The following is a 25,521-nucleotide window of genomic DNA, read 5'->3' as shown; positions in this document are numbered from 1 at the left end:
ACCGGAGATTGTGACTGTCAGAGGGTGCTGCCAAGATGCTGAGATGCAGCTCAACCGGTTTCCCATCCGGCGGGTCACCGCCCACCCGGCCCATCCGCTCGATCCAGGCACCTGGCCGGCGACCCTGCCGCCGGTAACGCAACTCCTGAATGGCGGGATGGACCTCGGCGCCGCGACAGTGCTGGTGGGCGAGAACGGCTCCGGCAAGTCGACCCTGGTGGAAGCTATCGCGCTGGCATTCGGATTGTCCCCGGAGGGCGGGTCCACCGGCGCCCGGCATTCCACCCGACCCTCCGAGTCTGACCTGTCGGAGCACATCCAGCTGGTCAGGAATCCGGGCGCCACCAAGCGTGGCTACTTCCTGCGCGCCGAAACGATGCACGGATTCTTCACCTACCTGGAGGCGAACCCCAGCACCTCGGGGCGGAGTGACTCCGAGTTCCACTCGATGTCCCACGGGGAATCGTTCCTTGAACTGACAGTGGACCGGTTCCGCGGGCCCGGCCTGTGGGTGCTGGATGAGCCGGAATCGGCGCTGTCCTTCGGCGGCTGCCTCGCCTTGCTCGCCATCCTGAAGGAACTGCTCGCCGACGAGAAGTCCCAGGTGCTGCTCTCCACCCACTCCCCGCTGCTGGCGGCGCTGCCCGGAGCAGCAATCCTGGAGATCGGGCACTGGGGGTTCCGTGAGAGGCACTGGGACGAGCTGGACCTGACCCTGAACTGGCGAAGCTTCATGAACGAACCAGACCGGTATCTGCGCCACCTCTAACCCCGGTAGCGTGCCGGTCGCCTGCCGCGGGTCCGCAACATGGCTGTAACACTATGGTGTAAAACTCTTACATGTTCCTCACACCGTCAGACCAGGACAAGCTGCTGCTCAGCGTCGCTGGCATGGTGGCCCGTGACCGCCTCGACCGGGGTGTGCTGCTGAACTACCCCGAAACCGTCGCCCTGCTCTCCTGCTGGGTCATGGAGCGCGCCCGGGAGGGCGCCCAGGTCGCCGACCTGATGAGCCGGGGCCGCAGCGTCCTCACCCGTGCCGAGGTGATGGAAGGGGTGCCCGAGATGATCCCCGACCTGCAGATCGAAGCCACCTTCCCCGATGGCCGCAAGCTCGTCACCATCACCGAGCCCATCCCATGACGGGCGAGCCGAGCCGGATGATTCCCGGCGAGATCCGCACCCTTCCCGGGTCCCTTGAGATCAACGCCGGCAGGGAGCATCGCACCCTGGTGGTGGTGAACGACGGCGACCGCCCCATCCAGGTGGGATCCCATTTCCACTTTGCCAACGTCAACGCTGCCCTCAGCTTTGACCGTGCCGCCGCCACCGGGTTCCGGCTGGGCATCCCGGCCGGGACCGCCGTCCGCTTTGAACCCGGGGCCTCCCGTGAGGTCCTGCTGGTCAAACTCGCCGGTACGGGTAGCGTTCCCGGGCTCCAGCGTCGACCCGCACCGGAAGGCTAACCCATGGACATCAGCAGGCACGACTACTCCCACCTGTATGGGCCCACCGTCGGCGACCAGATCAGACTCGGCGACACCGACCTGTGGATCACCCCCGAACAGGACTACACCTTCGGTGGCGACGAGTCGGTGTTTGGCGGCGGCAAGAACATCCGCGAGTCCATGGCCCAGTCCACCAGGACCAGCGCCGAGGGCGCGCCGGATCTGATCATCACCAATGCCGTCATCCTGGACCACTGGGGCATCGTCCGGGCCGACGTTGGGGTCCGGCACGGGCGGATCGTCGGCATCGGCAAGTCGGGCAACCCGGACATCATGGACGGGGTTGACCCGGCCCTGGTCATCGGCCCGGGAACCGAGGTGATTTCCGGGGAGGGCAAGATCCTCACCGCCGGCGGTATCGACAGCCACGTGCACCTGATGGGCACCGACGCGCTCCGGGAAGCGGTTGGCTCCGGAATCACCACTGTTGGAGGCGGTGGGACCGGCCCGGCCGAGGGCACCAAGGCCACCACTGTGACCCCCGGCGCCTGGAACCTCGCCACGATGCACCGCGCCCTCGATTCACTGCCCCTGAACTTCCTCCTCTATGGGAAGGGCAACACCGTCAGCGACGCGGCCCTCGACGAGCAGGCCCTCGCCGGTGCCGCCGGCTACAAGGTCCATGAGGACTGGGGCTCCACCCCCGCCGCCATCGACGCAGCACTGCGGGCCGCCGACCGGTGGGGAATGCAGGTGGCCCTCCACGCCGACTCGCTCAACGAGGCGGGCTACGTCCAGCAGACCCTTGAGGCAGTCGCCGGCCGCGGCATCCACGTGTTCCACGCCGAGGGCGCCGGCGGGGGCCATGCCCCGGACATCATCACCGTTGCCGCCGCAGCCAATGTGCTTCCCGCGTCAACGAACCCCACACTGCCGTTCACTGTCAACACCGTCGCGGAGCACCTGGACATGCTGATGGTCTGTCACCATCTCAACCCGCGCATCCCCGAGGACCTGGCCTTCGCCGAGTCGCGCATCCGCGCCACCACCATGATGGCCGAGGACGTACTGCAGGACCTGGGTGCGCTGTCCATCACCTCCTCCGATGCGCAGGCGATGGGCCGCATCGGTGAGACCATCACCCGCACCTGGCAGGTGGCCCACGTGATGAAGCACCACCTGGGCACCCCCGAATCCGCGTCACCCGCCGACAACGAGAGGGCCCGACGCTACGTCGCGAAGTACACCATCTGCCCCGCCGTCGCGCACGGCATCGATGCCGAGGTGGGCTCGATCGCCGTCGGGAAGCTGGCTGACCTGGTGCTGTGGCATCCGGCGTTCTTCGGGATCCGCCCGTCGCTGGTGATCAAGGGCGGGGCGATTGTCGCCGGCCAGATGGGCGACCCCAACGCTTCACTCCCCACCCCTCAACCCGTCTGGATGCGTGAGGCGCTGGCGGGGACCCCGACGTCGGCGCCGCACCTGTCGACGTCGTTCGTCACGCCCGCCGCGCTTCAGGACGGGCTCGCCGACCGGCTGGGCCTCACCCGCCGCCTCACGGCCATCGCCGACACCCGAGGGGTCACCAAAGCGTCACTGCCGAACAACACGGCGCTCCCGGACATCCAGGTGGACCCTGAAACGTTCAGGGTGAGCATCGACGGCCAGGAGATCGAGCCAGCCCCCGCCGTCGAGTTGCCCCTGACCCAGCGCTACACCCTGTTCTAGGCATGGGACTCTAGGGATGGGTGCCAGCGCATCGGCTCTTGCCGGCTTCCTGCTCGCGGACTCCCGCCTGCCCTCGGGAGCGTACGCCCATTCGGCGGGACTGGAGCCGGCGGTCCTGGGCGGGCTGGGACCGGACCAGGTCTACGGCTACCTGCTGTCCCGGCTCCACACGGTGATGCGGGTGGAAACAGCGGCGGCAGTTCTCGCCTACCGGCGCGCGCTGCTGGCACAGGACCAGTCGGCAGACACTGTCAGCGCGACCCCCGGAAGGCCAGCCTTCGCGCCGATTGAGGCGGCACTGGACGCACGGACACCGTCAGGTGCCCAGCGTGACGCGTCCCGACGGCTCGGCCGCGGGATGCTGCGCCTGGCCGTAACCCTCGTCCCGGGCAACCCTGCCGTCGACCTGCTGGCCCGGGAGGTGCCGAAGCCCACCCGCCCGGTTGCCCTCGGCGTCCTTGGGTCGGCCCTCGGGGTTTCGGAACTGGAACTGGCGCTGCTCTGTTGTTACGACGACGCCCAATCGGTGGTCGCCGCGGCGCTGAAACTGCTTCCCATCGACCCGATGACGGGCACCCGCTGGATTCTCGACGCTGGCGCCGCCATGGACGACGTCGCGCGTGCAGCGCTCACCACCCAGACCGAAGACGACCTGCCCGCGCTCAGCGCTCCGTGGATGGAGCAGTGGGCGCAGGAACACACCACCAGAACAAGGAGACTGTTCGTTGCCTGAAATCCCTACCCTTTCCACCCGTTCCTTCCGGCTCGGCATTGCAGGCCCGGTCGGCACCGGGAAAAGCTCGCTGATCGCGTCGATCTGCCGGGCCATGTCCGGCGAACTGTCCATCGGCGTCATCACCAATGACATCTATACCGACGAGGACGCCCGGTTCCTGAAATCGGCTGGCGTGCTGCCCGGCGAGCGGATCCGTGCTGTCGAGACCGGCGCGTGCCCCCATACGGCCATCCGCGACGACGTCACCACGAATCTCCTGGCGGTGGAGGACCTCGAGTCCGATTTCGCGCCCCTTGACCTGGTAATGGTGGAAAGCGGTGGCGATAACCTCACCGCCACGTTCTCGCCGGCCCTGGTGGACGCCCAGATCTTCGTGCTCGACGTGGCGGGAGGTGGCGACGTCGCCCGGAAGGGTGGCCCCGGCATCGCGCGGGCCGACCTGCTGGTGATCAACAAGATTGACCTGGCACCGCACGTGGATGTCGACCTCGATCTGATGCTTTCCGACGCCTCCGAAGCCCGCGAGGGCGGCCCGGTCCTCGCCCTGTCACGGAAGGTGCCCGCCACCGTTGCCGAACTCGCCGAGTGGGTCCGTTCGATGGTGGTGCAGCACCGGGCCGGAACGCACACACCGCAGGATCCGGGACCGATGGCGCCGCACTTCCACGCCGACGAGGACGGCGGCTACGTCCACACCCACGACGAACCCTCCGGGGCTGCTGGAACGCACCGGCACTAACGGGTGGTGGCTGTCGCAGGGTTGCCGGAAGTGCCAGCAAGGTCCACCCGGATCGGTGTCGAGTTGGCCGGTGGCCGGGCGAGCTACACGGTGCTGGACCAGGGCCAGTTCCTGGCGCCCCGCCCGGTGCACCGCGTCGCTGGTCGTTCCGGGACCGGACCCGACCCAACCCATGCCCGGGTCGCCCTGATCGGGATCTCGATGATGCTCCTCGGTGGCGATGATGTGCTGATCGAGGTGTCGGTGGGTGCCGGGGTCACGCTTGAGGTGGTGGAACCGGCTGGCCTGGTCGCCTACAACGCGGCAGGCGTGCAGGCCCGGTGGCGGCTCTCGGCCACCGTGGCCGACGGCGGTACGCTGCTGTGGGCGGGGGCGCCGTTGGTCGTCGCGGAGGGCGCCAATGTGCTCAGGGACACCCGGGTGTCGCTGGCGGCTGGCGCCCGCCTCGTCCTGCAGGAAGTGCTGGTGCGCGGCCGTACCGGGGAAAGCCCCGGCGAGCTGCGCAGCTCGGTGCGCTGCTCGGGACCGGCCGGGGACCTCCTCTATGAGGATTTGGACCTGACCGGCGACCACCGGTCAGCGGTGGGAGTGCTTGGTGGGACCCGGGTCCTGGGCGCCGTCACTGCGCTGGGCTTCACGCCTCCGGCACTGGAGCGTTCAAGCCTGACTCGGTTCGACACGGCGTCCGGCGGTGCGGTGGCCCGGATTCTGGCGGACAGTGCCCACCACGTGACGCAGCAGGTGGAGCAGGTTTTCGCCGCGTGGCGATAGGCTCTTGATTATGCGTCTACACCACCCGAAGCGCCTTGTTGGCTTCGCCCGCACCGTCGTCGGACGAGCAGCCCTGGCACTCGCAGCCCTGCAGGCCGTTGTTGCCGCAACACTGGTCATCATCGATGCGATCCAGAAAAAGATCAGGACCAAGCGCGAGGGGTTCCCCAAACCGGGCATCTTCGAGGGCCAGGTGGCCGGTTCATCGACCACCGTCTACACCTACGGGGAAGACCTGTACGAGGCGATGCTGGAGGCCATCCGGTCGGCCGAGCACCAGATCCTCATGGAGACCTACATCTGGAAGGGCGACGCCGTGGGGCGCACCTTCCGTGACGCGCTCAACGACGCCGCCGCGCGTGGGGTCAAGGTCTATGTGATCTATGACGGGTTCGCGAATCTGGTGGTCAGGCCTTCGTTCTACAAATTTCACCCCGATGTGCGGGTCTTCAGGTTTCCGGTGCTGCGTCCGTCGATCGTCTTCACGAACATCCGGGGCACCGGGTTCGACCACCGCAAACTGTTGGTCGTCGACGAGACCACTGGGTTTGTGGGCGGCTACAACATCGGCAGCCTCTACGCCACCAAGTGGCGCGACACCCACCTGCGGATCGTTGGCCCGTCGGTCTGGGAACTGCGGGAGGCATTCGTCAGCGTCTGGAACCTGGCCGCTGCCCGGTCCCGGCCTCCCCTTGACGACACCAGCGCCGACTTCTGGGAGCCGCGACTGCGTGCCGTCAACAACATCCCGGCGAACCTGGTGTTCCCCATCCGTGGGGTCTACCTCGACGCGATCAACCGCGCCAAGGACCACATCTATATCACCACCGCCTACTTCATCCCGGACCAGCAGATCCTCAACGCACTGCTGAGGGCCAGCAAGCGCGGGGTGGACGTGCGGGTCATCCTGCCCGAGGAATCCAACCACGTGCTCTCCGACTGGTTGTCCCGCGGGTTCTACTCGTCGCTGTTGGAGAACGGGATCCAGGTGCTGCTCTACCAGAACGCGATGATCCACGCGAAGACCGCCACCGTTGACGGCCAGTGGTCCACCGTGGGCACCGCCAACATTGACCGGTTGAGCCTGACCGGCAACTACGAGATCAACCTGGAAATCTTCGACGAGGGTCTCGCCAGCAGCATGGAGCAGATCTTCGCGATTGACAGCGGGAACAGCCGCATCCTGACCATCCAGGAGTGGGAGCGCCGGCACATTGTGGCCCGCGTCAGCGAAGCCATCCTCGCCCCGCTCCGCCCGCTCCTGTAATCCGCGAACCCTGTCAGGGGGCAGCGAAGCGGTCCAGGTACCCCACCCACGACTGGTGCACGTGGCCGGCCATCAGCCGCTCGGCCTCAGCCGGGTTGCCGGCGTCGATTGCGGCCATGATCAGTCGGTGTTCGCTCCAGGACTGCTTGCCCCGATTGTCGACGTCGGTGGCGTAGAGCCATTCGATCTTGCCGGAAATCTGGCGCAACAGTGCCGTCAGGGATGCACTGCCGCTGAGTTCGGCGATACCCAGGTGGAACCTGATATTCAGCTCCGGCAGCAGCTCGAGGTTGCCCGCGGCGACGGCCTGGTCGCCGTCGTCGAGCAGGTCGGCGAGCTGACGGCGCACCCGCCACCACACACCATTGGGGGCACCGGCGCTGAACTGCGCGGCAGCGCGCCGCGCCGCACGCCGTGCCGTGGCGGCCTCCAGCGCCTCGCGGACGGAGAAGAGATCGTCGGCGTCGTCCACCGGGATCTCCGAGACCGTGGACCCGGCGTAGGGCTTCGACTCGACGAACCCCTCCGCCTCCAGCGCGCGCAGCGCCTCACGCACGGGGATGCGGGACACCCCGTACTTGGCGGCGAGCACCGCCTCGGTCACCCGGGTGCCGGGCTGCAGCGAGCCGAAAATGATGTCGTGCCGGATCTCGTCCTGCACCCGCTGTTTGGGTGCAGGCTCGGCCGGGCTGGGGTCAGGCGGCAAATTCAGCACCGGGGATCGCTCCCAGCAGTTCCCGGGTGTACTCGGATTCTGGCCGGTTGTAGACCTGGTCCACGCTTCCCGATTCCATCACCTCGCCTGCCTTCATAACCACCACATTATCGGCAATCTGCCGGACGACGGCGAGGTCATGGCTGATGAACAGGTAGGTCAGCCCCAGCCGGTCCTGCAGATCGGCGAGCAGCCGCAGGATCTGGTCCTGCACCAGCACATCAAGGGCCGACACCGCCTCGTCGAGGATCAGCATCTCCGGCTCCAGGGCCAGGGCCCGCGCGATTGCCACGCGCTGGCGCTGCCCACCGGAGAGCTCGTTCGGCCGGCGCTGCGCCATGCTGTGCGGCAGGCCCACCTGATCCAGCAGGTCGGCCACCTTCTTTCGGCGGCTCTCCTTGTCCCCCACCTTGAAGATCCGCAGGGGTTCGTCGATCAGCCGTTCAATACTGAACGTCGGGTCGAGCGAGCCGTACGGGTCCTGGAACACCGGCTGCACCTTGCGCCGCAGCGCCCGGCGTTCCTGCCCCCGGCTGGCGGTGATCGTCTGCCCGTCGATCAGGGCATTGCCCGAGGTGGCGGTTTCGAGGCCCAGGATGATCCGGGCCACGGTGGTCTTGCCCGACCCGGATTCGCCGACGACGGCTGTCGTCGTTCCCCGCTGCACACTGAAGGACACGTCCTTCACCGCCTGCACGGTGCCGCCGCGCTGGCCGCGCAGCTTGAATTCCTTGAACAGGTCCTTGATGACGAGGATCGGTTCCGGTCCGGCGATTGAGGACATCCCGCCTCCGGCCGGTTCGCGGCCGAGCACCGCCGCGACCGACGGTGCCGCCGCCACAAGGGCTTTGGTGTAGTCCTCCTGCGGGTTCAGCAGGATCTCGCGCGGTGTGCCCACCTCGACGATGCGCCCTTCGGACATCACGATGATGCGATCGGTGCGGTCGGCGGCGAGGCCCAGGTCGTGGGTGATGAACAGCAGCGAGGTTCCGCGGGCGTCCACCAGGTTCTGGAGGTGGTTCAGGATCTGCCGCTGCACCGTCACGTCCAGGGCCGACGTCGGCTCGTCAGCAATCAGCAGTTCCGGCTCACCGGCGAGGGAGATCGCGATGAGGACCCGCTGGCGCATGCCACCGGAGAACTCGTGCGGGTACTGCCCGTACCGCCGTTCGGCGTCGGGAATTCCCGCCTCTGCCATCAGCGCCACGGCCCGGGACTTCACCTGCGCCCGGTCGAGCCGTTCGCTGCCCGGCGCCCGGTTGGACATCAGCGCGTCAGCGATCTGCGCTCCGACCTTCATCGACGGATTGAGGTTGGACATCGGGTCCTGCGGGACCAGGCCGAGGCGTGAGCCACGGATGGAGCGCATCTGGGCGTCCGACGCGTCGGCCAGGTCCACCATGTTGCGGGAGGACCCCAGCTGGATTGATCCGTTGGAGACGTATCCGTCGCCGGGCAGCAGCTGCAGGATGGCACCGATGGTGGTGGACTTGCCGGAACCGGACTGCCCCACGATCGCCACCCGCTCCCCCTGCCGCAGCTCGAAACTGACGCCGTGGAGCACCGGGGCGGTCCCGAACGTGACCTCCAGGTTCTCGACCTTGAGCAGGACCTCCCGGGGCCCCGTGTCCACTGCAACGCCGTTCGATCCAATGCCGTTCACATCATCGCCCTGCTGCATAGCCCTGAGCTCCTCTCGGGTTGGCGGCGGCCTTCAGGACGCCGGTTGCGGGGTCGCTGACCACCGAGGAGATGCGGCCGAGCGCCCAGTCTCCGGCACGGGTGACGACGTGGCCGCGCTCCTGAAGGTCGGTGATGACGTCCTCGCCGAGCCGGTCCTCGACCACAGCTCCGCCGGGCTCCCAGGTGCGGGGGAAGAACGATCCGGGGATCGACGTGGTGTGTAGGGAGGGTGCATCGATCGCTTGCTGCGGCGAGTAGCCGCCGACAATGGTGCGCAGAATGTAGAGCAGCTGCCACTGGTCCTGCTGGTCGCCACCGGGTGACCCCAGCGCCACCACGGGGACGCTGTCCTTGAGGATCAGGGTAGGTGTCAGCGTGGTGCGGGGCCGCTTGCCCGGGCGCAGGGTGGACGGCGCCCCGTCCTCCAGCCAGGTCATCTGCAGCCGGGAGCCCAGGCAGAACCCGAGTTCAGGGATGGTCGGTGAAGACTGCAACCAGCCGCCCGACGGCGTGGCGGAGACCATGTTGCCCCACTGGTCGACGACGTCGATGTGGCAGGTATCCCCGCGGGTCTCACCACTGCGTGAAACGGTCGGTTCGCCGACGCCTGCCATGGCTCCGACGCCGGCGAGGGCCGGCGCCGTGTATTCGGTGCGTAGCGGCGGGATGAAGGGTTCGCGGCCCGGCACAGTGCCGGGGCGGAACTCGGTGGAGGCCTTCTCGGTGATCAGGGCGCGGCGCTCGGCGGCGTACTCCTCGGACAACAGGTGGTCTAGGGGGACGTCGGCGTCGCCGTAGTAGGCCTCGCGGTCGGCGATGGCCAGCTTCTGCGCCTCGAGGATGGTGTGGGCGCCGAGCGCTGTGGATGGGTCCAGGTGCTCATCGTCGTACCCGGCGAGGATGGCGAGGGTCTGAAGCAGCGCCGGACCCTGCCCCCAGGCGCCGGTCTTCGCGATCGTGTACCCGCGAAACTCGAAGGTCGTAGCTGGCTCGTAGCCGGCCTGGCAGCCGGCGAAGTCCTCGAGGCTCATCACTCCGGCGTGGTCGGTACCGGAGGAGTGGCGGTGCGGCTGCGCGGAGAAGGCGACGGCGGCCTGGGCAACGAAGCCCTCGCTCCACTCGTGGCGGGCGGCATCGATGCGCTCCTCCCGTGTGGCATCAGGCGCGCCGGCTGCGGCCAGCCGGTCCAGGACCGAGGCGTAGGCCTCGTTCTTGACCATTTCGCCCGCCACTGGGGCGCGGCCCTCGGGCATCCAGAGCGCTGCCGACGTCGGCCAGTGCTCGGTGAACAGTTCGGCGACCGAGGAGATGGTGGCGCCCACCCGTCCCACGATCGGGTGCCCGTTGCGGGCGTAGCCGATGGCGAAGGCCAGCACGTCGCCGAGTTCCCAGGTGCCGTGGTCGCGGAGCAGCAGCAGCCACGCGTCGACGGCGGCGGGCACCGCGGCGGCGAGTGCGCCGGAGCCAGGTACCAGTTCCAGTCCCTCCGAGAGGTAGTGCTCGCGGGTCGCGGCGGCTGGGGCTGGGCCCTGCCCCATCAGGACGATGGGTTCGGACGGGTTCTCCGCTGTCGCAAACACGCCGGTCATGTCACCGCCGGGACCGTTCAGGTGCGGCTCGACCACATGCAGCACGAAGGCGCTGGCGACTGCGGCGTCGAACGCGTTCCCGCCACGTTCCAGGACCGCCTGCGCCGAGGCGGTGGCCAGCCAGTGGGTGGACGCGGTCATCCCGAAAGTGCCCTCAAGGGTGGGCCGCGTGGTGAAGGGAGCTGGGGTGGTGTAGGTCATCGAGTCACTTTCGGTTCTTTTTGCCGGAACGGGAGCGGGAAGTGCTGGTGGGGTCGAGTGCGTCGCGCAGAGCATCCCCAAACAGGTTGAAGGCCAGGCAGATCACGGCGATCGCAATGCCGGGGAAGATGGCAGCCGTGGGAGACCTGAAAATGTACTGCTGCGCATCCGAGAGCATGATACCCAGGCTAGGCGTTGGCGGCTGGATGCCGAGACCCAGGAAGGACAGCAGCGCTTCGCCGATCACCGCGACGGGCATAATCACGGTGGCCTGCACGATGATCGCTGACGCCGCATTGGGCAGCACATGCTGGGCCATGATCCGCAGCCCGGAGGCGTCCATGGTGCGCGCTCCGAGGACGAAGTCGCTTTCCTTGATCCGCAGTGTCTCGCCGCGCACCACTCGGATCATGGTGGGGATCTGCGCGATCCCCAGGGCGATTGCCGCGTTGGACAGGCTCGGCCCGCTGATCGCGGCCAGCCCGACGGCGATGATCAGGAACGGGAACGCCAGGGTGACGTCGGTGAGGCGGGAGATGACGGCGTCGAACCCTTTCCAGTAGCCGGCAAGCAGCCCCAGGGGCGTGCCGACGACCACGGCGAGCAGCACCGACAGTGCACCCACCTGGAGGGAAGCCTGCATGCCAAAGAGCATGCGGGAGAAGATGTCACGGCCCAGGTCGTCGGTTCCCAGCAGGTACCCGACGGTGAGGGGGTCCTGGAAGGGTGCGTCGAAGTGGACCTCGGTGGGATCGTAGGGTGCGATCACGGGGGCGAGGACGGCGGCGAGGACCACCAGCGCCAGCATGATGCCGCCGGCAATGCCGAGCGGGTTCCGGCGCAGCGAGCGCCAGATCCGGCCACGCGCCGAGCCGAGGCCAGCTGAAGCGGATCCGTTACCCGGACCATTGTCCGGGCCTGTACCGGTTGCGGCGATTTCTGTGGCGGCCATCAGTTGGCTCCTCCGACTCGGATTTTCGGGTTGACGACTGAGTACAGGATGTCCACGGCCAGGTTGATCACGATGTAGGTAACGGTGATGATCAGGACCACCGCCTGGATGACCGGGTAGTCACGGGTGAACACTGCGTCGAGGGTGAGCTTCCCGAAACCGGGGAGCGCGAAGATCCGCTCGGTCACCACGGCGCCGGAGATCAGTCCACCGAGCTGCAGGCCGACGATCGTGACGACCACGATCAGCGAGTTCCGCAACCCGTAGCGCATCAGCACCCGGCCCCGTCCCAGGCCTTTCGCCCGGGCGGTGCGCACATAGTCGGTGCTCATGGTCTCGATCATTGAGGCCCGGGTCTGCCGCATGATCACCGCGGCCAGTCCGGTGCCCAGGATGATCGCTGGGAGGGTCAGGTAGTAGAGGCCCCGCAACGGGTCACTGGCGACGTCGACGTAGCCCGACGCCGGGAACCAGCCAAGCGTCACCGCCAGGTAGAGGATCGCGAGGATTCCCAGCCAGAAGTTCGGGACGGACAGCCCGATGAGCGCGAAGCCGTTCGCCAGCCATTCGGGCCACCGCCCGCGGAACCGTTCGGCGATCACGCCGAAGAGAATCCCGACGACGACGGCGACGACGATCGCGTACGCCGACAGCCACAGGGTGACCGGCAGGGTGGTGGCAATCAGCTCGGTGACCGGCGTTCCGGTGCGGGTGGATTCACCGAAATCGCCACGCAGCAGGTTGCCGACGAAGGTGAAGTACTGGCTCGCCAGCGATTCGTTGAGTCCGAGCATTTCGCGGATGGCTTCCACCCGTTCGGGGGTGGCTTCCTCGCCGGCCATGGCGAGGGCGGGATCGCCGGGGAGTTGGCGGACACCGATGAACACCACCAGCGATGCCAGGATCAGGGTAAGTGCCGACTGCCAGAGCCGGGTACCGACGTAGCGGATCATGGCTGGGCCCCTTCGTTCTCGATGAAGGCCACGTTGGACAGGTGCACCACACCGTCGGCGAAGGTTTCCACCCCGGCGATGTTGGTGGTGTACGCGGTGAGGCTGCGGACCCGGTACAGGTAGATCAGCGGGTTGTCTTCCTGGATCTTCTCGACCACCTGCCCGTAAAGCTCGGCGCGTTCGTCGTCGTCGGTGGCCTGCGCAGCCTCCCGGAGGAGGGTGTCGACCTCGTCGACGCTGTAGCCGGAGTAGTTGTTGCCTCCCCCGGTGGAGAGGAAGTTGAACATGTTGCCATGTGGGTCGACGCGCCCGGACCAGCCGAGCTGCAGCATCTCGAAGTCACCGCGTGACTGCACATCCAGCAGCGTGGAGTACTCCACGGGGACGATTGTCAGGCTGAACGCACCCTCCTCGGACACGGCGGCCTGGAGCGCCTGCGCGAAGCGGAGCGTGTCCGGGGCGTTGGAGACCTGCATTTCGATTTCGTACGGGGTCTCGATGCCTGCCTCCTCCAGCAGTGCGACGGCGCCTTCCGGATCGAACGGCGGGCAGGCTTCGCTGAGCTCGGAGGTGAAGGGGCTTTCCGGGGAGATCGGCGAACAGGCCGGCTGGTACCAACTGTTGAACACCGTGTTGACCAGGGCTTCGCGGTCGATGGACATGGACAGTGCCATCCGCACCGCTGCCTCCTGGGCCAGCGGGGTTTCGATGGTGCCGACCGGTTCGCCGACCCCGTCGGTGTTGCCAAGGTTGATGGTCAGGCCCTGGTAGCCGAGGGAGCCGACCTGGAGGATGCCGATGCCGTCCTCCTGGATCAGCGCGTCAATGTCCTGTGGCGAGATGGTGTCCGCGACATGCACGTCACCGGATCGCAGGTTCGCTGCGCGGATGTTCGCATCGGTGATGATCCGGTAGGTGATGGTGTCCAGGTGGACATTCTCGGCGTCGTAGTAGAGCGGGTCGCGCTCCACCGAGATGGAGGTCTGGGGGACGCGGTCAACGAACTTGAACGGTCCCACACAGACCGGGCTGTCGCCGAAGTTCTCGCCCGCTGCATCGAGGGCCTGGGGCGAGAGCATCATCCCGGCCCGGTCGGCCAGTGCTGCGGTTAGCGGCGCGAAGGGTGTCTCGTAGGTGATTTCGACCGTGTATTCGTCGGTCGCCTCGATGCTGGTGATCGGTCCGAGTTCGCTGGCGCGGGAGGATCCCTCCAGGTTCAGATGCCGATCGAGGGTCTGGCGGACTGCCTCGGCGTTGAATTCGGCGCCGTCGGCAAACACGGCGTCCTGGCGAACCGGGATGGTGATGGTCAGTCCGTCCTCTGAGACCTCGGGAAGTTCAGTGGCGAGATGGGGAATCAGCTCACCGGACGCGTCGATGTCGTAGAGCTTCTGGCACATGGTCTGCATGACGTAGCGCGTGTAGAGCGACGACGAGGTCGTGGGATCGAGGCGATCCGGCTCCGCGGAGAGGGCCATCACGAGGTCCCCACCCTCGACGATGGTCTTGCCGTCGAGTGAAGCGGTGGTGACCTCTTCGCGCTCGGGCGCCGGTTCAAGGGCCTGGAGTGGCTGGCAGGCGGTCATCGCGAGGGCCACGGCGACGGCGCTAGCAAACACGCCGGCCAGTTTGAACGGGGACCGTGATCGCGTCTCCGGCGGGGCCGGTGGCGTCAATGGTGTGGGCGGCATTTTTATCCTTGGCTCAGGAGGCGGGGACTGCGTGTGGTGCAGGTCTCATGTGACCGATTGCATACAACAATAAACAGGAAGGTGTATTTTGTATACATGCCGTTCGAAATATGACGGTTCGTATAACAACACTTTCGCGGCACCAGTCGTACATCACGGAGGATCCAATGAAGCGTCAGCCTGTCCCCACCGACCGCCTCCATCTGTGGCTCATGCTGACCCTCACCTTTTCCACCGGTGTGGTGGACGCCGTCGGCTTCCTCGGTCTGGACCAGGTCTTCACCGGCAACATGACTGGAAACGTGGTGCTGCTGGGCATGGCCATTGCCGGGGGCAGCGATCTGCCGGTGCTCAGACCAGCCCTGGCGTTGCTCTTCTTCATGGTCGGCGCCGTAATTGGTGGGCGGGTGTTGCGAAAAGCACCCGAGGGATGGAGCGGCCGCACCTCACTGACCTTCCTCACGGTGGCCGTGCTCATCGGTGGATTGGCCCTCTTCACAGCCCTCGTCGATGTCACCGGCGACCACTTGCTGGGCAGCATCACCACCAGCACGCTCGCACTGGCCATGGGCATTCAGGCCGCCACGGCGAAGCGCCTCAAGGTCGCCGAGATCACCACAGTCGTCGTAACCTCAACGATTACCGGGCTGGCCTCGGACTCACGCCTCGCAGGTGGGAAGAGCCCCTTCTGGGCACGCCGGGCTCTGGCCATCGCGTTGATCCTGCTCGGCGCGCTGGTGGGGGCGGCGGCGCTGCACATCGACCTCTGGGTCGGGATAGCGCTCTCGGCCGTCCTGTCCGCAGTCGTGACCCTGATCGGCCAACTGCGGCACCGGAAGGACAAGCGGGCAGCCGCCGCAGCGGTCGAACCCGAGTCGGAGCCCGTGACAGCCGGCTAGGTCCCCGCGTGCCGGCCCGCGCCCCTGTACGCTCGACATTTAAGGCATTTCGGCCGGTTCGAGAAGGGTAAATGGCGTGAGCGAGGACAGTGCGATCCCAGGTGGAGTGCTGATTGCCGGGTGCGGTGATCTGGGGACCGAGGCCGGGCTGAGATTCGCTGCGGCCGGACACCGGGTCACCGGATGGCGGAGGTCTGCGGACAAGCTCCCGGCGGAGCTTAACGGGGTTTCGGTGGATCTCACCGGCGAGCTGCCGACCATCCCCGCCGACACGACCATTGTGGTGGTGGCAACCGCAGCCGACGGCCGCACCGAGGATGCCTACCGCGCCGCCTACCTGGAGGCTACCGGCAACGTTCTTGATGCCCTGGACCGGGACGGCATTGACGCCCGCATCCTCCTGGTGTCCTCCACCGCGGTGTATGGGGGCGACGACGGCGAGTGGATCGATGAATCACACCCGGTGGCACCCGCCACTGCAACCGCGACCATCCTGGCCAGCACCGAGGAACTCCTCCGTGCCCGGCGTCCGGACGCCATCATCCTTCGACTCTCGGGAATCTACGGGCCGGGCCGCACCCGGCTGATCGACCAGCTGACCGCGGGGACCGCCGTCGTCCCGCAGGAGATCCAGTGGACCAACCGCATCCACCGCGATGACGCGGCTGCGGCAATCGTGCACCTGACTACTCAGGTCGGCGACCCCGGAACCGTTTACATCGGGGTCGACAACGAACCGGTTGACCAGGGTGAGGTGGTCGAGTTCCTCGCAGCACAGCTGGGCCTACCGACCCCACCGGTGGGACAGCCGTCGTCTGCCAGGACCGGCGGGACAAACCGCGGTAACGGTAAGCGCCTCAGCAACGCAGCGCTGCTGGCGACAGGGTTCAGGTTTACCTACCCGACGTTCCGCGAGGGGTACCTGGCCGTCATCAACGGCGACGGAGTCAGGCACCCCTAGCGATCGACAAGGTTAGTGGACGGCTGGGACTCCGGCGCCGTCCACCGGGGCCTCAGCGGCGTCCACCGGTGCCTCAGCGGCGTCCACCGGTGCGTCCACGGGCTTCCGGATAAAGAAGGCAGCCACGACGGCGAACATGAACACGATCGCGCCGCAGAAGAACGCGGCTTGGATGCCGCCGGCTTCGGCGGCCACCTCGGAGACGCCGTCATCGAGCAGGGCGGTCGCCTGGATGGTCATCACCGAGATAAACAGCGCGGTGCCTGCGGCTCCCGCAAGCTGCTGAACGGTACCCACGATTGCGCTGCCGTGGGAGTAGAGCTGCGGACGCACCGATCCGAGAGCCGAGGTCAGCAGCGGAGTGAACATCAGGGCAAGGCCGATGCTCAGGAAGACGTGCGCCACCATCACCATGAGGAAAGGGGTGGTTTCGCTGAGCATCGTCAGACCCCAGAAGACCAGGCTCACGAGGATCGCGCCGGGGACCACGAGCACCCGGGGGCCACGCTTGTCATAGATGCGACCCACCACCGGTCCGAGCAGACCCATGGTCAGGCCACCCGGGAAGAGGAGCAGGCCGGCTACCACCGGTGAGAGTCCCAGCACGTTCTGGACGTAGAGGGGCAGCAGGATGATGGTTCCGAAGAGCGCCATCATTGACACCGAGATGACCAGGATGGAGATGGTGAAGGTGCGGGACTTGAAGGTCCGCAGGTCCAGCAGTGCCCGGTCGGCGCGCTGCAGGCTGCGCTGCCGCAGGACAAACAGCACCAGGGCCACGCCGCCGACGACGAGCGGCAACCACGGCGGTACTGGTCCGCCACCCTCGGCCGCCTCGCCGAACTGGCTGAGACCGTAAATGATCCCGCCGAACGCGAGCGCCGAAAGAATGACCGAGAGCACGTCGATGGGCAGGCGCCGCGGCGTGGTGACGTTCTGGATGCGCGTGGCACCGAGCACCAGGGCACCAACGGCAATAGGGAGGACCAGCCAGAACAGCCAACGCCAGTCCAGCACGCTGAGGATCAAACCGGACACGGTGGGGCCGATGGCCGGTGCCACCGAGATGACGATGGCAATGTTGCCCATGGTGCGGCCGCGGGACGCCGGGGGCACCAGGGTCATCACAGTGGTCATCAGCAGCGGCATCATGATGGCCGTGCCGCTGGCCTGGATGATCCGCCCGACAAGCAACGCCTCAAAGCCCGGCGCGAGCGCCGACACCAGGGTGCCGAGGCTGAACAGGGACATGGCGGCCATGAAGACGGGACGGGTGTGGAACCGCTGCAACAGGAACCCGGTGACCGGGATGACCACCGCCATGGTGAGCATGAAGGCCGTAGTAAGCCACTGCCCAGCGCTGACGGTGATGCCGAGATCGACGGTAAGCGACTGCAGCGCAACGCTCATGATCGTCTCGTTCAGAATCACCACGAACGCGGAGACCAGCAGCAGCGAGATCACCAGCCGATTGCGTTTGGTGTTGTCGATGTCGTCCGGTCGCTCGGCCGACTGGGTCTCAGCGGCGGGCGGGGCACTATGGGGCACAGAGAATCCTTCGAAAGGGTGTGGGCGTGAGAATCCTATTAGCGGCAACGCCAAAAGGATTCGGTTCTATTCCGGTCCCTCTGACGGCACCTGCCTATCGACGGCTGTCCTAGGAGGATGTCGGCACGTACCCAAGCTCCTTGTCGACCTGATGGGGCAACGCCTTCCCGGCATGCCAGGCGAGGAAGTTGCGCTCGAACTGGAGGGCAAGATCGTTCAGCCAGGAGTCGGCGTCGCTGGCCATGTGGGGTGAGATGAGCACCTGGCCCATCCCCCAGAGCGGGCTGGAGGGCGGTAGCGGTTCGACGGCGAAGGTGTCCAGTACCGCTCCGGCGATGCCGCCGTCGTCGAGCACGCGCACCAGCGCAGCCTCGTCCACCAGCTTTCCCCTCCCCACGTTGATGAGGACAGAGGTCGGGGCCATGGCGTCGAGAACGGCGGCGCTGACCATACCGTGGGTCTGCGGGGTCAGCGGGGCCACCAGGACCAAGTAGTCGTAGCCGCCGACGATGGTGGCCAGGTCGGAGCTGGCATGGACCCTACCAAAGTCGGGGTCATTCGTGCGGGCGCTCCGGCCGGCGCCGTCAACATTGGCTCCGGCAGCTGTCAGAAGCCGTGCGGTGCACCGCCCGATACTGCCGGTACCCACCACGAGGACCCGGGAACCGGCAATGTTCCGGGTAGTACGCCGCCCCCAGAGCTTCTGACGCTGTTGATCCCTGGTCTGGCCGAATCCCTTGGCGGCAAACAGCATGGCGCCGAGCACGTACTCGGCCATGGGACGATCAAACACACCGTGCGCGTTGGTTATGGTGACCGGGGAGGTGACCAGTTCCGGAAACAGCAGCTTGTCGACGCCAGCGGCCGCAACATGCAGCCACCGCAGGGATCCGGCATGCTGCCACGCCGGTGCCAGTGCACCCGAGAAGAAGTCCCAGAGGTAGAGCACGTCAGCCCCGTCGAGCGCTTCCGGCAGGCCGGCCGCGTCCGTTTCGCGGATGTCCGCGAGAGCCGCGACGCGTTCCAGTCCGACCACGGGCCGGTCCCCTACCAGGACTGTGACAATGGGCCGCCGACCGGTGGGGGCGGATCCTGGTGGGAGGGTCGAAGGTGTCATGGTCAGCATCTTCCCACGTCGCACCGGGTCAGCTAGCGGGAGTCATCATCTAGAGAAAGTCCAGGATCTCCTGCAGGACGTCCTCGGGCGCTTCCTCCGGGAGGTAGTGTCCGGCGTCGAGTGCACGACCGGTGGCCTTCGGGGCCACCGCCTGCCAAAGGGCGAGCGGATCGAACTGCTTGCCGACGACGCCGTGCTCGCCCCACAGGACCCGCAAAGGGGTGTCGATGAGCGCACCATTGTTCCGGTCGTCGCGGTCGTGCTCCAGATCAATGGTCGACGACGCCCGGTAGTCCTCACACATGGCATGCACTGCACCGGGCCGTGACAGCGCCGCAACGTAGCTGTCCAGCACCTCAGCCGGGAACGGGATGAGCCCGGCGTACCGGCTGCCCATCAGATTCTCGATGTAGCCTCCCGGGTTCGCCTCGATCAGCGACTCCGGCAACGGTGCCGGCTGGATCAGGAAAAACCAGTGGAAGTAGGCCTCGGCGAACGCCCGGTCGGTGGATTCGTACATGTCGAGGGTGGGGGCGATGTCCAGGAGAATCGCGGCGGTCACCTTGTCCGGGTAGTCGGCGACCAGCCGGTGGGCCACGCGGGCGCCCCGGTCGTGGGCGCAGACGGCGTACTGTCCAAAGCCACGCTCTGCACCGAAGTGTTCCATCAGCAACGCCTGATCACGGGCCATGGTGCGCTTGCTATAGGCGAGGTGCTGCGGGTCGCTGGCCGGCAGACCCGATGCGCCGTAGCCGCGCAGGTCCGGCATCACCACCGTGTACTTCTCTGCGAGCCGGTCGGCGATCTTGTGCCACATCAGGTGGGACTCGGGATGCCCATGCAGCAACAGGAGAGCCGGCTTGGGATCAGCGGTCGGCTGGGAGATCCGGCCTGCGATCTCGACGCCGTCGACAGTGACAGCAAACTTGGTGAATGTCTCAAACATGCAGCCACCCTACCCTCCGCCGAGTGGTTAGATCGGGCGGGTTGAGCGCGTCGTAGGTCGCCACATCTCACTTCTCGGCGGAGGTAAGTTAAAGGCAACTGACCGCCAGGAAGATCCAGGCACAATTATTGGCGCTAGTGCCCAACTCTTATCAACGTGCGAGGACGACGGGTGGGAACCGCCCGAAGGGTAGTCTCCCCTAGCTCCTGTCCGCCACGTACGCCTCGACGTCTTCGGCCGTGATACTGAGGGCATTCCCTGGCAGTGGAGCGAACTCACCGGCTTCTTTCGCGATGAGCCCGTCCTGCGGATTGAGAAGACTGAATGGTTCGCCGTCGAAGCTCTCCAGGAAGACCAATGCGGCATCGATATCCGATAGCGGTTGCTGCTGCCCGGCCACATAGGTTGCCCCGGCACTCACACCGCCCAGTTGCTGGATTTCAATGAGCTCCCCCACCTGAGCTTCGCCCTTGACCACCGTCACCACCTCTGCTGTGAAGACAGTGACAATAATGGGCGGCGGGGTGGGCGCGTTCGGATCAGCTGGAGGCGCGCCATACTCGGGATTCTGCATTGGATCAGTCGGGTCCTCGGGCTCGATCGGCTCCAGGACGTCGGCCCGGGACTCCCCAGTCAGGTGAACTTCGACGACCAGGTCAGCGCTCTCCTCAAGTGATTCCAGGGACTCGTACGCCGGATAATCGGCAAGGTAAGTTGCCCCTGGCTGGTCGGTCGCAGAGGGCGCCACTTCCCGCTCCCCCGGGGTCGAAGCGCATCCGGTGAGGCACACGCTTGCCGACAGCATCCCGACCGCGGTCACCTGGAGCCGTGCGCGCAAACTCAGTGTCATGTGGACTGTCCCTCCTGGGGGTTGCCGGGCCGCCTGAGGAACTCGACCGCTCAGCCAAGAATAACCACGCGGTGGTTAGTTGTCCCCCCGGGTCAGGCGTTAAAGACGACTGACCGCCGGGGTCTCTCCCGACGGTCAGTTATGCCTCTTGCCTATTTACTTTGCGGGTGCCGGAAACCGGTCCCAGACGCGGTGCTCGGCCAGCAGCTCACCCAGGGTGGTGAGAACCGGAGTGGCGTCACCGGTCACCACGCCCGGCGCATCGATGCTGATGGCGCTGGCCTGCAGGACTGATGCCACGTCACCGACGCCGCCGATGGCCTTGCAGTGCCTGAACGCCTCGGAAAGAAGCAGGGCAACCCGTGGGTCAATAGTGACCCCCGGTGATCCTGCCTTCGCGTCACGGCTGTTCGCTGCATCGTCGCCCGGTGTTGCAGCACCGGCAATGATCAGTGCGTCGAACTCGGTGGAACGGGCGGTGAGGTAGGTCCGCTGGACCACCATCTCGCCGTCGAGCTTTCCGCCGGTGGGAGCAATGAGAAGTGGAACCATCCCGGCGTCGTGAATGCCGCTGGTCAGCTTGGCAACGGCCGTGAGGTCGCTGCTGGCGTCGGCGATGATGCCGATGATCCGGCCCTCGATCGGCCAGGTGCCGCCGATCTGCGAGACGGTCGGGCTTGGCTCGTGGTCCTCGACCTGCACCGTTGGTGCTGGAGCTGTCAGACCAAGACCCAGGGCAACCTCGGCGGCAAGACGCTCGTCGATGTTGGCCAGGTGCTGGAGCTGACGTACCCGCAGTGTCTCTTCGTAGACCTTGCCAAGTTCGAAGGTGTACGAGGAGATGACGTGGTCCTGCTCCAGCGGGGTAAGGGACTTGAAGAACATCCGCACCTGGCTGAAGTGGTCCTCGAACGTGGCGGGGCTTTCCCTTACCTTGTGCGAAGCGGGCAGTTCCTCGGGCACCTCGATGTAGGCGCTCATGTCCTCGCCAGCGAGGAACGGGCAACCGCCGTCGAGCGAGTTGGGCCGGTACGGCGCCACTCCGCCGTGGACGGCAGTCTGGTGCATTCCGTCGCGCAGCATGTCGTTCACCGGTGCGTGGGGACGGTTGATCGGCAGCTGTGCGAAGTTCGGGCCTCCGAGACGGCTGATCTGGGTATCGATGTAGGAGAACAACCGGCCCTGCAACAGGGGGTCGTTCGTGACGTCGATGCCCGGCACCAGGTGCCCCGGGTGGAAGGCGATCTGCTCGGTCTCAGCGAAGTAGTTGGTCGGATTGGCGTTCAGGGTCATCGTGCCGATGATCTGGACGGGAGCCAACTCTTCTGGGACGAACTTGGTGGGGTCCAAAAGGTCAATGCCTTCGAACATTTCGTCGTCGGTATCCGGGAAGGTCTGGATGCCTAGGTCCCACTGCGGGAAGGCGCCGGCCTCAATCGAGTCGGCAAGGTCCCGGCGGTGGAAGTCTGGGTCCATGCCGTTGATGATTTGGGCTTCTTCCCAGACCAGCGAGTGCACTCCCTGCTTGGGCTTCCAGTGGATCTTCACGAGCGTGGTCTCCCCGGCCTCGTTCTGGAGCCGGAAGGTGTGGACGCCGAAGCCTTCCATGGTCCGGTAGGACCTAGGGATGCCACGGTCGGACATGTTCCACATCGTGTGCGCCTGCGCTTCGCTGTGCAGGGAGACGAAGTCCCAGAACGTGTCGTGCGCACTCTGCGCCTGTGGGATCTCTCGGTCCGGGTGCGGCTTTCCTGCGTGGACGACGTCGGGGAACTTGATGGCATCCTGGATGAAGAAAACCGGGATGTTGTTGCCAACCAGGTCGTAGGTGCCCTCATCCGTGTAGAACTTGGTGGCGAAGCCGCGGGTGTCACGTACAGCGTCAGCTGAGCCACGTGAGCCCAGCACTGTGGAGAATCGCACGAAGACTGGCGTCTCGACGTCCTTGGCGAGGAAGCCAGCCTTCGTGACGCCTGCTGCGGCACCGTTGGCCACAAAGGTTCCATGAGCACCCGCGCCGCGGGCGTGGACTACACGCTCGGGGATGCGCTCGTGGTCGAAGTGGGTGATCTTTTCGCGCAGGTGATGGTCCTGGAGCAGTACCGGCCCACGAGGTCCCGCCTTGAGTGAGTGATCGGTGTCAGCAACCCGTGTGCCCTGGGCGGTGGTGAGGAAGCGCCCGCTCTGCGAGTTGACCGTCTTGGCGGCGCCGGTGGGAGTGCCGGTGGGCGACACCGTCTCGGGCGCGTCCTGATCTGGCTTGGGTGGCAGTGGCTCGCGAGGTTCCACCGGCTCCGTCAGGCTGGGTGGCTCCACCGAGGGTGCACCGGGAATAGGCGGGTTGGTCTTGGGTGAATTCTCTTCAGTCATTGATCGCTCCAAACGCTCAGGCGGGGCAGTGTTCCTGCTCCACCTTCCCAGCCTACACTTAATACTAAGCAGGCTTTGTAGTTGGTGGCGAGATAGTTAGACCGGGGTGAAGGCCCCCGGGATGTCGGCGACTTTCCTGCGGATTTGATAGACCAGCCAGTCGACCAGCAGACGACCAGCCGCGGGATGATTCGCATCGGTGTCGTGCTGCTGGGCGTGCCAGCGCATCACATCGTCGTTGGCAGGACTGTCATCGAGGAGCCCGGTAAGAGGGCACTCTTCCAGCGGCCGCGGGTGCGGCGCCCCCAACCGCGCAAACTGCCAGTGATACGCCAACCCACCCAGATAGGTGCGGGGGACAGCAGGATTGATGTCCAACGTGAATCCTTTCGCCCACTGGACCGCCTCGACAGCGGGAAAAGGGCGGGTGAAGTAATACCCCTGTCCCAGGGGTGAGCCGAGGACGACGGCGGCCTCAGCTAACCCCAGATCCTCCAGTCCTTCAATCGCCACGTCCATGCCGAAGTCCCGACCCATCTGGATGAGTGAGGCAATCATGCTCAGCGTTTCCACCGGTTTCCTGCGGATTTCGGACAACAGCTCACGGTCCAGCTTGATCGCGTTGAAGGGGAGGGCGGAGAGCCGTTTGAGGCTGCTATAACCGGCACCCAGGTCATCCATTGCCAGCCCGACGCCGAGCGCTACCAGTTGGTCCAGGGCATCCCGCTGCACCTGCCACTCGAGGGTCTGGGTTTCCAGCAGTTCAAGCCCCAACCGGTCCGCTGACACTCCATAGCGCTGCAGCGCACTCCGCACCAGCTCAAGGCACTCGGGATTCAGCAGGGTGCTCGGGGGAAGATTCACTGACACCTTGGCATTGAGCCCTTCCCGCTGCCAGGCAGCAACCCACCCGAGCGCCTGGTCGACCATCCGGGAAAACAGTTCGTCGAGCTCAACCTCGGTCAGGTAGGGCAGGAACTCCCCCGGAGCGACCAGCCGCCCATCGGGCATCCGGAGGCGTGCCAGCGTCTCGAACAGGTGAACCGTCCCATCCCTGAGATCGATCACTGGCTGCACGTGCGCTTCCAGTCCGCCGCCACGCAGCTGCCTGCGATAGGTGTCGATGACATCCGCGTCGGGACGCGGCACCGCACCCCCTCCGCGCAGGTAGGTCAGGTTCGACCCTTCTCCGACAAGTGGATCAGCTGCCGCAAGCGTCCACCACCGGGCACGGTTGTTTTTCGTCTTTTTCGATTGGTACAGGGCATCGTCGGCCCGGCGCAGCAGCGATGCCATGTCGCAGCCTTCCCGAGGAAACAGTGCCAGCCCAATGCTCATGCCCACCTTGACACTCCGGCCCGATGCGAGGAACGGTCGCTCCACTGAAGCGTGGAGTACGTCGAGAATGTCAGCGAGCACAGCCGCCGCGGACGCCCGGTCGATGTCCTGCACCACCAGGATGAACTCGTCCCCGCCCATCCGGCCGAGAAAGTCGCCGTCGCGCAGGTTCGCCTGCATTCTGAGAGCCCATTCCTTGAGCAGCTGGTCACCGGCCTCGTGGCCGAACGCGTTATTGACTGAACGGAAGTCGTCAAGGTCGATCATGCCGACGGCAGCTGTGACGTCGGCGTGATTCCCGTCGGTGAAGATTTCCGACAGGCGCTGCGCGAGCGCCACCCGATTGGGCAGCCCGGTAACTGGATCATGCAATGCCTGGAAGCGGAGCTGTTCGTGCAGGGCCATCCGGGTATTGATGTCGCGTTGGACACTGACGAAGTGCGTCACTTTCCCTGCGGCATTGCACAGGGGCGTAATGCTGAGATCGTTCCAGAAGGCCGATCCGTCCTTGCGATAGTTGAGGATCTCACCCCGGAAAGGCTCACCCGCGGCCAACGCGGCTCTCATGGCGCTCTTGGTTTCCGGGTCTGAACCCGGGCCCTGCAGCATGCTGCAATTCTGGCCGATCACGTCCGCCGCACTATGCCCGGTAATTGCTGTGAACGAGTCCGAGACGTGGAGGATTCGCTGGTTCGCATCGGTGATCAGCGAGACTTCCGACATGGCAGCGTGCGCACGCGCGAAGAGCGACTCAGGTAACCCCTCCCCTTTGAACCGAGGTCCCCATTTCAGCGCCATATGGATCATTTCCTTCAGTACTACCGCGCGCCGACATGACACGCCTGTGACCGTATGTCATTACTGCCGAAAAGGCGTAGCACGTCTCCCCAGACTGACTTCCTAACACGAATGCTAGCCCTATTTATGGCCGGTACCTCACCTTTATGGCCGGTACCTCACCCGCGGTCCAACCAGTCTTTAAAGCGGGCGACGACGGGGCCACCCGAGCCTCTGGAACC

General features: G+C 66.0%; 22 protein-coding genes. 10 read left to right on the top strand and 12 right to left on the bottom strand.

The genetic code is table 11. From position 1 onward, the window contains the following. The first annotated feature begins 43 nt into the window (after window positions 1-43). The 8 genes from HMI58_RS08735 to HMI58_RS08700 all read left to right on the top strand — a co-directional run bounded on the left by HMI58_RS08735 (window position 44) and on the right by HMI58_RS08700 (window position 6,689). Complete coding sequence (locus tag HMI58_RS08735) at window positions 44-769, top strand: AAA family ATPase (protein ID WP_171619067.1); 726 nt, start codon at window positions 44-46, stop codon at window positions 767-769. Between the two features lie 71 nt (window positions 770-840). Beyond that, window positions 841-1,143 (top strand): urease subunit gamma, encoded by a 303-nt coding sequence (locus tag HMI58_RS08730; RefSeq protein WP_171585516.1) that lies wholly within the window; start codon window positions 841-843, stop codon window positions 1,141-1,143. Window positions 1,144-1,160: 17 nt separating this feature from the next. Further along, complete coding sequence (locus HMI58_RS14680) at window positions 1,161-1,466, top strand: urease subunit beta (RefSeq protein ID WP_171619131.1); 306 nt, start codon at window positions 1,161-1,163, stop codon at window positions 1,464-1,466. 3 nt (window positions 1,467-1,469) lie between these two features. Beyond that, on the top strand, window positions 1,470-3,176 hold the full coding sequence (locus HMI58_RS08720) for an urease subunit alpha (protein ID WP_171619065.1): 1,707 nt from the start codon (window positions 1,470-1,472) through the stop codon (window positions 3,174-3,176). 16 nt (window positions 3,177-3,192) lie between these two features. Beyond that, window positions 3,193-3,909, top strand: coding sequence for an urease accessory UreF family protein (locus tag HMI58_RS08715; RefSeq protein ID WP_171619063.1), 717 nt, complete (start codon window positions 3,193-3,195; stop codon window positions 3,907-3,909). Beyond that, entirely contained in the window at window positions 3,902-4,651 is a 750-nt protein-coding gene (gene ureG / locus HMI58_RS08710) for an urease accessory protein UreG (protein ID WP_171619061.1), read from the top strand. The genes HMI58_RS08715 and ureG overlap by 8 nt, the downstream gene beginning before the upstream one ends. Window positions 4,652-4,681: 30 nt before the next feature. Next, the gene (locus tag HMI58_RS08705; protein ID WP_171619059.1) at window positions 4,682-5,422 is read left to right on the top strand and encodes an urease accessory protein UreD; all 741 of its coding nucleotides are present in this window, start codon (window positions 4,682-4,684) and stop codon (window positions 5,420-5,422) included. Between the two features lie 10 nt (window positions 5,423-5,432). After that, the gene (locus HMI58_RS08700) at window positions 5,433-6,689 is read left to right on the top strand and encodes a phospholipase D-like domain-containing protein (protein ID WP_225667990.1); all 1,257 of its coding nucleotides are present in this window, start codon (window positions 5,433-5,435) and stop codon (window positions 6,687-6,689) included. A gap of 13 nt (window positions 6,690-6,702) precedes the next feature. Here the strand turns inward: HMI58_RS08700 and HMI58_RS08695 are convergent, their stop codons facing one another. From HMI58_RS08695 to HMI58_RS08670, 6 genes are read right to left on the bottom strand one after another with little or no spacing between them, the layout of a single operon-like run. Beyond that, on the bottom strand, window positions 6,703-7,404 hold the full coding sequence (locus tag HMI58_RS08695; RefSeq protein WP_318779169.1) for a GntR family transcriptional regulator: 702 nt from the start codon (window positions 7,402-7,404) through the stop codon (window positions 6,703-6,705). Next, complete coding sequence (locus HMI58_RS08690) at window positions 7,385-9,085, bottom strand: ABC transporter ATP-binding protein (RefSeq protein ID WP_171619057.1); 1,701 nt, start codon at window positions 9,083-9,085, stop codon at window positions 7,385-7,387. Before HMI58_RS08690 ends, HMI58_RS08695 begins: the two co-directional genes overlap by 20 nt. Beyond that, window positions 9,069-10,877, bottom strand: a complete 1,809-nt coding sequence (locus HMI58_RS08685; RefSeq protein WP_171619055.1) for a gamma-glutamyltransferase — start codon at window positions 10,875-10,877, stop codon at window positions 9,069-9,071. The genes HMI58_RS08690 and HMI58_RS08685 overlap by 17 nt, the downstream gene beginning before the upstream one ends. Window positions 10,878-10,881: 4 nt before the next feature. Next, complete coding sequence (locus HMI58_RS08680) at window positions 10,882-11,829, bottom strand: ABC transporter permease (protein WP_171585522.1); 948 nt, start codon at window positions 11,827-11,829, stop codon at window positions 10,882-10,884. Further along, window positions 11,829-12,782, bottom strand: coding sequence for an ABC transporter permease (locus HMI58_RS08675; protein ID WP_171619053.1), 954 nt, complete (start codon window positions 12,780-12,782; stop codon window positions 11,829-11,831). The genes HMI58_RS08680 and HMI58_RS08675 overlap by 1 nt, the downstream gene beginning before the upstream one ends. Beyond that, window positions 12,779-14,473: an ABC transporter substrate-binding protein gene (locus tag HMI58_RS08670; RefSeq protein ID WP_171619051.1), complete on the bottom strand. Its 1,695-nt coding sequence runs from the start codon at window positions 14,471-14,473 to the stop codon at window positions 12,779-12,781. Before HMI58_RS08670 ends, HMI58_RS08675 begins: the two co-directional genes overlap by 4 nt. 167 nt (window positions 14,474-14,640) lie before the next feature. Between HMI58_RS08670 and HMI58_RS08665 the strand changes: the two genes are divergently transcribed. After that, complete coding sequence (locus HMI58_RS08665) at window positions 14,641-15,372, top strand: YoaK family protein (RefSeq protein WP_171585525.1); 732 nt, start codon at window positions 14,641-14,643, stop codon at window positions 15,370-15,372. A 76-nt stretch (window positions 15,373-15,448) separates the two neighbouring features. Further along, on the top strand, window positions 15,449-16,333 hold the full coding sequence (locus HMI58_RS08660) for an SDR family oxidoreductase (protein ID WP_171619049.1): 885 nt from the start codon (window positions 15,449-15,451) through the stop codon (window positions 16,331-16,333). 12 nt (window positions 16,334-16,345) lie between these two features. Here the strand turns inward: HMI58_RS08660 and HMI58_RS08655 are convergent, their stop codons facing one another. The 6 genes from HMI58_RS08655 to HMI58_RS08630 form a co-directional block, all read right to left on the bottom strand. Continuing rightward, window positions 16,346-17,824, bottom strand: coding sequence for a DHA2 family efflux MFS transporter permease subunit (locus HMI58_RS08655; protein WP_171619125.1), 1,479 nt, complete (start codon window positions 17,822-17,824; stop codon window positions 16,346-16,348). Between the two features lie 166 nt (window positions 17,825-17,990). Continuing rightward, on the bottom strand, window positions 17,991-18,998 hold the full coding sequence (locus tag HMI58_RS08650) for a D-2-hydroxyacid dehydrogenase (protein ID WP_171619047.1): 1,008 nt from the start codon (window positions 18,996-18,998) through the stop codon (window positions 17,991-17,993). Between the two features lie 49 nt (window positions 18,999-19,047). After that, entirely contained in the window at window positions 19,048-19,944 is an 897-nt protein-coding gene (locus HMI58_RS08645; protein WP_171619045.1) for an alpha/beta hydrolase, read from the bottom strand. A 199-nt stretch (window positions 19,945-20,143) separates the two neighbouring features. Then, window positions 20,144-20,794 carry a hypothetical protein gene (locus tag HMI58_RS08640; RefSeq protein WP_171619043.1) on the bottom strand — a complete coding sequence of 217 codons (651 nt, stop codon included), beginning with the start codon at window positions 20,792-20,794 and terminating at the stop codon, window positions 20,144-20,146. Between the two features lie 156 nt (window positions 20,795-20,950). Beyond that, on the bottom strand, window positions 20,951-23,164 hold the full coding sequence (locus HMI58_RS08635; RefSeq protein WP_171619041.1) for a catalase: 2,214 nt from the start codon (window positions 23,162-23,164) through the stop codon (window positions 20,951-20,953). A 96-nt stretch (window positions 23,165-23,260) separates the two neighbouring features. Then, entirely contained in the window at window positions 23,261-25,300 is a 2,040-nt protein-coding gene (locus HMI58_RS08630; RefSeq protein WP_171619039.1) for an EAL domain-containing protein, read from the bottom strand. Window positions 25,301-25,521 lie beyond the last annotated feature (221 nt).

The sequence above is a fragment of the Arthrobacter sp. 147(2020) genome (assembly GCF_013116715.1).
Taxonomy (GTDB): Bacteria; Actinomycetota; Actinomycetes; order Actinomycetales; family Micrococcaceae; genus Arthrobacter_D.
The sequence above is the reverse complement of the archived record's forward strand: the minus strand, read 5'-3'. Positions and strand labels throughout refer to the sequence as shown.

Coding starts and splice junctions, on each gene's coding strand:
- HMI58_RS08735 (WP_171619067.1), top strand. CDS start 44: ATGCAGCTCAACCGGTTTCCCATCCGGCGGGTCACCGCCCACCCGGCC.
- HMI58_RS08730 (WP_171585516.1), top strand. CDS start 841: ATGTTCCTCACACCGTCAGACCAGGACAAGCTGCTGCTCAGCGTCGCT.
- HMI58_RS14680 (WP_171619131.1), top strand. CDS start 1,161: ATGATTCCCGGCGAGATCCGCACCCTTCCCGGGTCCCTTGAGATCAAC.
- HMI58_RS08720 (WP_171619065.1), top strand. CDS start 1,470: ATGGACATCAGCAGGCACGACTACTCCCACCTGTATGGGCCCACCGTC.
- HMI58_RS08715 (WP_171619063.1), top strand. CDS start 3,193: ATGGGTGCCAGCGCATCGGCTCTTGCCGGCTTCCTGCTCGCGGACTCC.
- HMI58_RS08700 (WP_225667990.1), top strand. CDS start 5,433: ATGCGTCTACACCACCCGAAGCGCCTTGTTGGCTTCGCCCGCACCGTC.
- HMI58_RS08690 (WP_171619057.1), bottom strand. CDS start 9,085: ATGCAGCAGGGCGATGATGTGAACGGCATTGGATCGAACGGCGTTGCA.
- HMI58_RS08685 (WP_171619055.1), bottom strand. CDS start 10,877: ATGACCTACACCACCCCAGCTCCCTTCACCACGCGGCCCACCCTTGAG.
- HMI58_RS08680 (WP_171585522.1), bottom strand. CDS start 11,829: ATGGCCGCCACAGAAATCGCCGCAACCGGTACAGGCCCGGACAATGGT.
- HMI58_RS08675 (WP_171619053.1), bottom strand. CDS start 12,782: ATGATCCGCTACGTCGGTACCCGGCTCTGGCAGTCGGCACTTACCCTG.
- HMI58_RS08670 (WP_171619051.1), bottom strand. CDS start 14,473: ATGCCGCCCACACCATTGACGCCACCGGCCCCGCCGGAGACGCGATCA.
- HMI58_RS08665 (WP_171585525.1), top strand. CDS start 14,641: ATGAAGCGTCAGCCTGTCCCCACCGACCGCCTCCATCTGTGGCTCATG.
- HMI58_RS08650 (WP_171619047.1), bottom strand. CDS start 18,998: ATGACACCTTCGACCCTCCCACCAGGATCCGCCCCCACCGGTCGGCGG.
- HMI58_RS08645 (WP_171619045.1), bottom strand. CDS start 19,944: ATGTTTGAGACATTCACCAAGTTTGCTGTCACTGTCGACGGCGTCGAG.
- HMI58_RS08640 (WP_171619043.1), bottom strand. CDS start 20,794: ATGACACTGAGTTTGCGCGCACGGCTCCAGGTGACCGCGGTCGGGATG.
- HMI58_RS08635 (WP_171619041.1), bottom strand. CDS start 23,164: ATGACTGAAGAGAATTCACCCAAGACCAACCCGCCTATTCCCGGTGCA.
- HMI58_RS08630 (WP_171619039.1), bottom strand. CDS start 25,300: ATGGCGCTGAAATGGGGACCTCGGTTCAAAGGGGAGGGGTTACCTGAG.